The sequence below is a fragment of the Anaplasma bovis genome (assembly GCF_036903315.1).
GTDB classification, from domain to species: Bacteria; Pseudomonadota; Alphaproteobacteria; order Rickettsiales; family Anaplasmataceae; genus Anaplasma; species Anaplasma bovis.
Genome location: NZ_JAWLNY010000035.1, coordinates 1 through 10,255 on the forward strand (window position 1 = coordinate 1; position 10,255 = coordinate 10,255).

General features: G+C 41.8%; 3 protein-coding genes. 1 reads left to right on the forward strand and 2 read right to left on the reverse strand.

Going from position 1 to position 10,255, the window contains the following annotated elements; genetic code table 11:
* Together R4I06_RS03380 and hpf are read right to left on the reverse strand one after the other, a co-directional pair.
* Positions 1-7,998: hypothetical protein (locus R4I06_RS03380; RefSeq protein WP_334414143.1), on the reverse strand; the 7,998-nt coding region annotated here is incomplete at its 3' end.
* Between the two features lie 223 nt (positions 7,999-8,221).
* Positions 8,222-8,812 carry a ribosome hibernation-promoting factor, HPF/YfiA family gene (hpf, locus tag R4I06_RS03385; RefSeq protein ID WP_334414144.1) on the reverse strand — a complete coding sequence of 197 codons (591 nt, stop codon included), beginning with the start codon at positions 8,810-8,812 and terminating at the stop codon, positions 8,222-8,224.
* 113 nt (positions 8,813-8,925) lie between these two features.
* Between hpf and R4I06_RS03390 the strand changes: the two genes are divergently transcribed.
* Positions 8,926-9,816, forward strand: coding sequence for an RNA polymerase factor sigma-32 (locus tag R4I06_RS03390; RefSeq protein WP_334414145.1), 891 nt, complete (start codon positions 8,926-8,928; stop codon positions 9,814-9,816).
* Positions 9,817-10,255 lie beyond the last annotated feature (439 nt).

A 10,255-nucleotide genomic window follows, 5' to 3' on the forward strand; every position in this document is an offset into this window, starting at 1 on the left:
ATGCACAGTATGTTGCTGTTCCTGGACATGGGCTTTGCTAATGTGTGTAGCATCTCCCGCTACAGCGGCTGCAATGGGCGCTGCCTTCCTTCCTAATCCAAGTTCTTCTGCCTGAGATTTTGCAGCAGCAACTTTTGTGATCCTCCAAGTAGCACCAGTAACGGAAGACATATTGTATATATGCTTGAGGAGAACCATACCATCTGCCTGTGGTATGGGGCCACTGTCTTTCTCGGGCACGGGTAAGCTTCCTCTATCGGTTTTAGCGTTGTCTAGAGCCAGGACCAGTAGAGGTAAATCATTGAGACGGAGACTGATGCTGCTACTAAGCGAAGATCTTTCAGCTATATCTCTAATTTCTGAAACAGCTTGCTCTATTAAACTGTCCATATGTCGCCCATATCCGTATGTAGAAGAGAAGCCTCTAGGTATAGGAGCTGCAGATCTTATTTTGCCATCTTCGATCTCCAATAATGGATTATCTACATTGCGGTACTCTATTCCGTTCCTAGATAATGCTTTAGGAATTGCATTACGTAGCACTTCGTAAGTTTCTGCACTTATCTCTTTTTCACCTTGTTTAACAGACTTCCTGCACTCAGAAAGAATTTCTGATACTGCAGCATTAAGGTTATTTCCATTAATGCCGTTTAATGCATATGACAAGTCCGCATATGAGCAGAGAGTGTACAAAATTGCAGAATTTAACATCTCGGCTTCTTGAGGAGCCTTGTAGGTGTCTCTTAAATGTTTCACATCCAGAAGTAGGTCGTCTATGCGACCTTTTTTGAAAGATGTAAGTTCCCTATATAGTTTAATGGGAGTAGGGGAGCTTGAAAGCCTATAACCCTTCCATGCTTCCTTGTCTCCTGCTTTTAAATCTTGAGCACGTTCCCGTATAACACTTGCAGTGTGTGCAGTATGTGGCTGTTCGTAAACATGAGCCTTATTTACAACGTGTGCAGCGCTTTGTATAGCAGCCCCCACAACAGGTTCAGGTTCACTTTTCTGAGTAATGCTTGCAGTATGTACAGTATGTTGCTGTTCGTGGATATGAGCCTTACTTACAACGTGTGCAGTGCTTTGTATGGCAGCACCAACAACAGGTTCACTTTCAACACTTGCGGTGTGCACAGTATGTAGCTGTTCGTAAATATGTTCTTTGCTCGTAGTGGCAGCTGTCCTATGGAGTGCAGCTTGATGAGATTCCATCCTTTCAATGTCTGTTGCCTTACCTACAGATCCTCCTGCAGCACCCTCCATACTGTAAGTTGGAGTATCTTCTTCAAAGTCCATGGTTTCTCGCTGTGTTGAACTACCGTCTAGGGCACTATGATCATGGCCGTCGTGTCCTCTGTCATCCAATACTGCCTGCTGAGATCTATTGCCAGGTGTATCACCATTATCAAAAGGATCAATGCCTATCTCACTAGCTCTGTTCAAGTCCATACCTTCTCCCTGAGCAGGAGAATCTATAGCAGCCTCTCTCCAACGTCCTCTGTAGAGGGCCTGTTGCAGTGGCAATCCACCAATAAATACCCTACAGTTAGCAAAGTCCAGATTTTCTCCATTGGGAGCTACATGTTTAGAGCTTTTATGAACTTGTATTGTGCCGTCCGAATCCACAATTACGGACACTTTTTGCACTTTTCCACGAGGTGGTTTCCAAGACAGATCTAATTTTAGCGATCCAGAACTAACTGTATAATTGCGCTTATTTCCTATCTTTTCTACATGACCGATATCCTTGCCATCGTTAAAGTTAAGATTTGCAGAAGTGATACTGTTATCGCTACATAGTTTAGCATCAAGCATCTTGCTAATAAGAAGTGTTGCTCCGGTACCAACTTGCAGATCTAAAGTAGCTCCTGAAATATCACTGCTCTGCAAACCTGCAGACGATTTTTCTTTGTGTACGATGAAGCCTTTGGCCACTTCTTTTGCAATCTTCTCTTTTAAATTTAAGTATTCTAATCTACTGTCAGCTATATATCGTATACAGTCGCTGTTTTTGTCTGCACCAAACGCTGAACCCCTCAAAAATTTTGCTATATCACAAGGTGATAGCCCCTCCGAGTTCTTATGATGTAAAGGTGCTCCACGAGCGACGAGAATTTTTAATATTTGAAAATGCCCCTCCTTTAGAGTCCCTTCGTTGGTCAACATGTGATTCAGTAGAACATGTAAAGGAGTGTTGCCACGATCATCAAGCTGGTTTATGTTTCCACCGGTCATCATGACCGAAGTAAATGCATCTAGATCTCCCGATATTACAGCATTATGAACGCGTATATTGCCGTGGATATCTCTGTTACCTATGGGAGAGACTGAATAATTACTACAAATGTGTTTCTGTAGTGCATTTTGGCCGGCAGACGCGACAAGTACTGTATTTAAGTCACAGAACTTGGAAATTTTATCCTTGCCGAGCTTACTCTCCAAAGTGATGAATATATCATGCGATGGATTAAGAGAGACAATATCCTCAAGAAGGTTATTTCCATCCAAATTTCTAGACTTTAAAAATAAGTCCTCTAAAATTGCAGGGTCTGTCCTTTCTAATCGTTCACTTATTTCAACACATAGCTCATGTAATACATTTGCTCTCTGCACGCCAATATTGGAACTTCCACCATTTGAGGAAATTAAACTTTTAATAGCACTTTGTAGCGGATTGTTACCATTTTCGTCTGCACCTGATACAAGGCTTTTAAGATCTCTATTCGTTGTGAAAGAAGTTAAATACCTTCTGTGGTCATCTGTTAGCCCGGAATAAACTGTTTGTGTGTCTGATAATATGTGCGAACACAAAGTGCGCCAAGGATTTACCGCAACTCTAGAAAATTCTCTATAAGTGGAAACTATGTTGGCAAACCTACCAGCAATTGTAGAATCATAACCTCTCGCTAATGCATCCTCTAAGTCTTGTAGTTCACCATATAGCTTATATTCGTTTGCTGCGGCTCTTTCAGCTATGCCACGTAGTATTTCCCCGTTTCTTCCTTCTACTCTATCCAGAACAGACTGTACTACGGTATTATTGCCAGATTTTGTAATACAGTGGGAGTGCTCCACAAGTGCAGCATACATATTCATGAAATCTCTGTCCTGCCGCACTGATGAATTATCTGCGATAAGGTGAGTCAACTTCAATACTAGGTTGCTCCCTCTTGCGTCGCGGAGTGCAGGATTCACCTCCGCTGCTCTCTCCTGTAAGAAATACTTCAAAAACCCTACATTCCCCGTGCTTATTGCCTTATCTACTGGCGAGAGATGCGATACAGGATCACGCGTAGTAAATACGTCTATCGGCATTCTACTCAAAGTGATGAATTCATCACGAGAGATGTTCATATTATCAACTATGTTGAATAGGGCATCTTGTTGACTAAAGAAAGTCTTCCTACTATTCGCAATAACTGTTTGAGGAGTACTTAAAGGATTGATCTCTTTGAACGATCTCTCAGAATCGTGGACAAGCATTCTTGCTACCTTGTCCATGCTTACTGTTTTATCCTTACATGCTTTGCGCAGGGATTCAGTTAGCTTTTTTCTACCTTCGTCACCATATCCCAATTCATCATCTAGAAAATCATCTACTACGTAGTCTTCGCGAGTTTCAGCTATTGTCCTAAGTTCTTGGGATACGTATTTTGCTCTAGCTTCCGGACTAAGGCTGGCAATATTAGTGTCAAGTGATGGATCTTGCAGCACAATATGTTCTAACATTCTCCTTGCGTCTTCAGAATTCTCACATCTAGCAGCATGTATTAAAGTTCCCTGCTGCTTAGCATCAACAGTCCTTAACCTCGCATCTTCTCTAATCATTTTAGCGAATGCGTACTCTCCGGCATGAGTTTTCATCCCGCTTTGAGCACATAAATGCGCTAGATTTTCCCCCCTATCTGTGACAGCGATAGGGTCACCTCCCATATCACATAGTCTCTGTAGCAAGCCATAATCGCCACTCAAAGCACCTAAATGGAGTAATGAACGTCCTTCAACAGTGAGATTTATTATCTGTTGATGCTCTTCACTAAAAGTGATCTCTGATGAAGCACCTGCTTCTCTTCTACCGTACGCAACATCAAGCAATCTATTGGCAATTTCCAAATTTCCTCTTAGCAACGCCTCCCGAAGGAGTCCCTTAGCGGGATCCATACTCTCTTTCCTAAAGAGATCTTGCGCTGCCATGTTCACATACGGAGTAAGGCTTTTTACCTCATCAGAAGTTAAACCTAATTCTCCATTATCTCTTATTAGTATCCTCGTAACGGTGTCAGAAAGCTTTTGCACGTCTTGCTCTGATAGCGCAAATGTTGGATCTTCTGACTCCAGCCTTTCAAGTGCAAATTGTATTGTAGCACTGGCCATACCCGCAGCAAGATCCTTATTATCAGGGTATGTTGCCAGAGCAAGATCATAAGGTAATATAGCAGGCTGTCCTGCCTGCCGCTCTATGGGTTGCGCAATCAGAGAACGATTTATTTTAGTAATCTCAAGTATGTAACTTAGATCTTGGGATTCTATAGCAGTGCGCAACGTTGCAGAGTCCAATAACCCCCTTATCTCATGCCTACATAGTTGGCGAGACTTGCTCATGGAAGGGGTTGTGGCAATCTTGCTTAGTAATTCACGATATGCATCTGAAGTTTTATAAGCTTCTGATGTTATATTCTCCAAGATGCATCTCATCATGTTGTCCTTTCCCTCAGACAACAGTCTGTCCGTATCCACATTTGCTGAGGCATGCTCCACGTTTATACAGCCAAGCAAATCAGGATTATCGTGCCTTATAGCGGCTTCTATTATCTGCTCAATGTGCTCGCTTCTTAGCGCAGACTTTTTAGCTATAGAGTCGAACACTGCTTGATTAGCAGAATTACTTTCTATAAACGAAAGTAACAATTCCCTAGTACCCTCAACCACTTTGATTACAGCCCTAGACTGAACCTCCCTATCAAAAGCTTCTGCATTAAGCTTTTCCTTAGACGATTTTACTTCCTTGGTTGCATCTATCAGTGCCTTATTTTCTATACACTTTCTTATTTTTTTAAGCATCAAATCCACAAGATCGGGATTCGGATTCTTGCATGCCAATCCAAGAAGATATGTCATGTTATCAGTAGATCCAAGTACAGAAAGCCTTCTACTCGACTTTTCATTACTGTTAAAGTTGTCTTCCATGTCAAAGATACACTCCAGGGGGAATGTATCTACACTGTTTTCTAATACCTTCTCAACGGTGTCTGTGCTTCCTAAAAGTATTTCCGTATCACTGCGAGACAACGCGTTTCTTACAAATGCGAAAAATGCGCTCTGAGACTCAACATTTGAAGATAATGCAATATCTATAGGAGTCTGGCCATCAGCATTCTCTTGCTGAAGTGCCTTCAAAACTGAGCTTGAAAAAGACGTATTAGTAAGCATTAGCGGCGATAATACTTCTCCCACATTTCTGGATTGCAGTATTGTATGCAAGAGATTTTCCCCGCCTTTTCCGTATTGAGTTGTAATGCTTGAATCACGAATTTCTTTTAGCAAGTGATCTGCCATGGTCCCATTCTCAGCACGTAGAGCGCACTGTAGAGAGGATCCAAAAGAGGAAATCCTGTCTGGATCTGGGTGCTTAGATACTGGACTGCCTCTCACCTTTTCATAGTGCCTAAGCAGAGCATCCATCTGCTCGGGGGTACCAAGAGCAGCTACTATGCTGAAGATGCTATGTCCTTCACCATTGTCAAGGGACGTATGAGAAAAGTCTTTTACATTTTTTAGATTGTCTAATACATCTCTCTTGAATTGCAACGAATTGTCTTCACTTTTCTTTACGGCCTGTGCATATCTATGCAGCACACCATAATTCTGAAATTCAAGAGACTTTCGCTCTTTTAAATCTAATCTCTCAAACGCGAGTTCTTCCGCAGCACTCAGTCTTGATGTGCTACCAATCTCTGCTGCAGTAGGGATTGTAATCCCAACATTTCTAGCTATTACCGTTTCATCTATTATGCGGTCATTTTCCCGCATCTGAGACGCAAAGTGTAGATCTAGCGTGTTCCGAAAATCCTCTTTTCCATAATCTGAGACCTTACTAAGAAGCTTTTGCCCATCTGCTTCTGAGATCTTGCTACCACTACTAATGAACGTATCAAGCATATCGAGTCCTTCGCGTGGCGAAATAGCAGCCACGCTCGCTATGCTGGTCAAGGGAATACACAGAGAACCCTGATCAAGGCCATGCAATCTAGAATTCACCATAGTTTTGTGGAATTCTATCAGCATACGGACGCATTCTTTCTGTCCATACTCCGAAGAAATTTCTACAAGATTTTTGCCAGCTGAGTTCTCACAGTATATGAGTTGCGGGGCAAACTCTAATAACGTGCTAATCTTGTCATAATTTCCCTGCTGAGCCAGCTCGATCGTGTAATGTTCTAAATCTCTCATTAGAGCGTTTTTACCAGCATCACCAGGACTATTCTTGAAAGCCGCATCCAATAAATTTCTTATTTCTGCACCATTTTCCGTAGACTCAATCACATTTCTCAATACAGAGCTTTCGCCTATTATTCTGCTTGAAATCTCTCTTCTTATTTCTGCGGCTGCAGCTGCATTAGAATGCTTCAAAACAAATTCTAATGCTTGTGCTGTGATGTTTTCTTTATCTATTAAAGATACGGCAAATTCTTTTTCAAAAGGCACTATAGGGAGAGACTCTTGCAACCTTTCTACTGCCCTATAAGGGTCGTTAGCGTGTTCAAAGATCTTTTCGACTATGAGCTGTGCTACAGCATCTCGGTTATCAGCGTTGATGTGTCTTTCTACGTAATCGTGTACAACTTCTGAAAATTCGTTTGCAGCTGCATAGCTTACAAACTCCAATTTCTCCTTCTTAGTAGCAAAAAGGGTTTCCCAATTGCTATGCTGTTCATCAATATCTTTCTCCAAGATGAGCGAATTACCCTTCTCGCGACCGTTTTCAAACGTTCTAGCCATTCTTGCGGGATCATTTAGCAAAATGCGCCCACATTCGTGCAATAGTTCCTGAACTTCATCCCGATCAGTAATATTCTCTAAGAAAGTAATGAAATCTTGCCTTAAATTTTTTTCTAGTAGAGTAGCCGCTATTTCTCCTTTAAGCTTTAAATCACAACTGGCTTGTAGATCAGTAACGATCTTGCGATCTTCGGCTCTAAGCTGTTGCCTGGTGGTGTTTCCCCTGTTGCTCTCTACTGCTGCTGCTAACGCTCTTTGTATCGGAGATTTTCCCTCAGCATCTTTGATCAATAAGTCAGCCTTTATGCGTCCATCACTGTCCTTTAGGCTGTTAAGTACGCGTGCAGTATCTTCTAGGGAAAAATTTGAACATATCAAATGCAGAGGCGTCTCTCCCCGCACATTTCTGCTCTCTAACATAGTTAAGAGATCTTTCACTCGATTAGTTTTTCCGAGCGTCACTGCGTCCATGCAGTATAGTAGCGCTTCCATGTTCTTAGACGAGCATGCGGCATGAAAGACATTCTCACCTAAGTTATTCACTTTATGTAAAACTTCTGGACTCTTTGAGACTATCTTTGTCAATGTCTCCCGATCGAATGCGATGCCGTCTTCAGCTAAAACCTTGGCGACAATGGTGTTACCATTTTTTCTATCTACATTCATGCTCCAATCAATTTTGGAGTTACCTAGTAAAGCATCCGTGTATTGAGCACCTGCTTTCAAGGCAAGGTAGTGAACACTCGCTCCATGTTTATCTATGTGTCTTAAAACATCTGCAGTAGCGTTTTTCAAAAGATATTGTACAGACTTCAGGTTAGGTGCAGTAGGGGAGAGAGATAAGGCATGATGCACTATCGGTCTACCGTGGAAGATATCTCTACAAAACAAAATTGCTTGTTGATCTTTTGATAATGACCGGATGATACTATTTAATGTCGATACGTCGTCTTTTGCTAATGCTTCATTCAGGTCATCAAGTACGTTTTCCTGTCCCATAGCGTTGTCTCCACTAAATTATTCACAAACAAAAAACACTTAGTATCACTTTTTGCCACACAGTTAAGCTAAAGCCTATCCCAGCAGCTAAAACGAAAAAGGCGGCTTCTAGCGAGAATAACTGCATGCAGTACAACATAAGCTACAACACAAGCGGAGTGTAACATAAATGCCATAATTAATTCTTAAGCATGTAAATAACGCGCAGCGAGTACCTATACTGCTATTTAGATGGGATGCCAGGACCATCGAGCGGATCGACCCATATGATATTATTATCCTTTACATACACCATGTTTACTTTGCTGTTCCTTGAGTTGATAAACAACAGCGCAGGTACTGATAGTAATTCCATTTCCATGACTGCATCGCTTACAGACATTGTTTTTAGCGGAATTTCTTCTTCTATTATCAATGGTGAATTGTCTGTGATCTCTGTATCTGTGAAGTTGTCTGCGTTTATGAGATAGCCTTTGTATTTTACATCATCCTTGAAGCTTCTATTTTTCCTGTAGCTCTCAATACGCTCATCTTTGTACTTTCTTAATTTTCCAGCTATGTGGTCTGTGGCCAAATCTATTGCCTTGTATACGGTGTCAGCGCCCTTTGAGGCTTTTACAAATTCATTGTGATTTTCACATATTGATACAGAAGCTGTAAACATAGAATTGCCTTCTTTCGACAAAATCACTCTGGCGTTAACTTCCTGATTATGTTGGACATACTTCCCGACATGGTAGTTTATACTATTTTCTACATGGGACTTAATACTATCTGTTATACTATATCCCCTACACGTGATTATTATGTTCATACATACACCATAGATATTGTCGAAATTATATAATGAAAGTCTTGAACATTTACCATAACATTCTTATATTTAAGCATGTAGACTTGTTCTTATAGTAAAGAGGTTCTTAAGCTATGCTGGCTACGTCTATATTTTCTGACGCACAATGGTCTGGCGATCTCTTGTCGTACCTGGAGCAGGTCCGTTCCTTTCCTGTCCTATCGGAAGCTGAAGAGAAGGAGTGTGCAGAGAATTGGTATAGGAATGGTAGTGTATCTGATGCGCACAGGCTAGTTACGAGTCACCTGAGGCTTGTAGTAAAAGTGGCTATGGGTTTTAGGAACTATGGATTGCCGCTAATGGAGCTCATAATGGAAGGCAACATAGGGCTCATGCAAGCTGTGAAGAAGTTTAACCCTGATTTGGGCTACAAGCTGGCGACGTATGCTGTGTGGTGGATTAAGGCATCTATCAAGGATTACATTCTGAGACTATGGTCATGCATGCGTATCGGTACTACGCAAGCGCGCAGGAGGTTGTTCTTCAGTTTGAGGAAGGTGAAGAGGAGACTCTTGGGCTATGGTGCGGATATGTCAAAGAGTGATGTTAAAGCTGTAGCTGAGGAGTGTCTCACCACCGAGAAGGAAGTTGAGAGCATGGAGAAGCTTTTTCTGAACAGAGATGTGTCTCTGAACGAGAGAGTTTACGATGATGGGGCTGTGGAATTACAAGATGTTATACCGTGTTCCTCTCCTAACCAGGAGGCTGTTTACCTAGAAGAGGAGGAGAGCTCCTTGAAGAGAGAGATGATCCAAGATGCGATTTCAAAGCTTGACGACAGGCATCGTGACATATTCATACGCAGAAAGCTGCTAGAAAATCCAGACACATTGGAAAGGTTGAGCGAAGAGTACGGAGTATCAAAGGAAAGGATACGTCAAATAGAGTTACACTCTTTCAACAAGGTTCGGGAATTCATTAAAAATCACAAAGATCAGGTCTTGGGGTCTTGTTCTGCTCAGTAATGCTTCTTTGCGATGTGGGTATGTGTTGAAAAGTTCAGTGTGGTTTTTTTCCTGGATTTCAGTGGTTTTTTCTTTAGAGGGAGAAGTCTCTAAAGTATGTTGTGTTTTTCCTAATGCAAATGTGCTGTTCAGAGCTACAAATGAGGGAAACTTCTATGACGGAAGAGGAGGTTTTTATCATTGGGGCTTCTTCTAAAGCCGCGGAGAATTAGGAGGGAGGCCTTATTATTTTCCATGTCAATGTGCTGTATGGGGCACACAAGTGGGAGGTAGTCATGCTTCTAACGGGATTATTGTGCGTCTAATGTGTGCTTTCCTTTGTACGTATGCTTTAAACGGTATTCATAAGAGGTGAGAGACATATAGCGGTTTTCCAGTTCAATGCGGTCTAGCAGGTTTATTATTTGAGGGCGCGCAAATGATAGCGCATCTAATCTGT